This is a genomic window from Escherichia sp. S10b (genome assembly GCF_028421345.1).
Taxonomy (GTDB): domain Bacteria; phylum Pseudomonadota; class Gammaproteobacteria; order Enterobacterales; family Enterobacteriaceae; genus ECMA0423.
Window position 1 is genome coordinate 1 of record NZ_JAHZSO010000008.1, and the last position, 746, is coordinate 746.

Sequence of the window (746 nt, forward strand, 5' to 3'; positions counted from 1 at the left end):
CGGCTGGCGCTTTATGACATGAACGGTTGTAACCTTATGGGGAAGTCCCTTGCAGTTAAATGTGGATAAGCAAAATTCCCCGTCGCTGAGGCGTATTTTGTATTAAAAACAGGGGGAATCGGATGCTCCAGAAGGTGGATGATGAGATTGTTTTTTGCATGCGACGCTGTTTTTTTGTGCACCGGCGGGCTTCAGGCGTGCGGATGCCTCCGGCGCAGGCCGGATTATTCTGAGGAGATCACTTTCAGGGAGAAGCTGTGGCCAGCCGGCTGTAATTGCGGTTACGTGACAGAATCATGCGCTCCTTCACACGACGCTCCACTTCGCGTTTTACCGCCTCACCATTAGCAGTGAAGCGTCCTTCCGAGATTTCACGCGTCAGCTGCCGTTTCACCAGGGTGACGATATCCTGACGTTCTCTGTTCGCATCACGACGCGCACGGGCACGTTTTATTCCACGGGACTTAAGCTCTGTCTGGTAACTGCGGAAACGCTCACGCACAAAACGCCAGGCTTTCGCTATCAGCTCATCCATACCCAGGGTATCCAGCCCCTGCTTTTTGCGCTGTTTGTTTTCCCATTCAACACGACTGCGGCGCGCAGCTGCCACTGCATCCTCAGACACATCAAGGGCAGCAAACAGAGCCAGTGTGAACGTGATGTCGGTCGGAATGTAGCACCCGATAAGCGGGTCATATTCCGTCTGGTAGGTAATCAGTCCCAGCTCTGACAGGAACGTCAGGGCC

General features: G+C 53.8%; 1 protein-coding gene. It reads right to left on the minus strand.

Annotated features, from left to right (window positions below; genetic code table 11):
- Positions 1-244 precede the first annotated feature (244 nt).
- A partial coding sequence (gene repA / locus FTE26_RS00760) for a plasmid replication initiator RepA (RefSeq protein WP_033811577.1) occupies positions 245-746 on the minus strand: 502 nt, incomplete at its 5' end.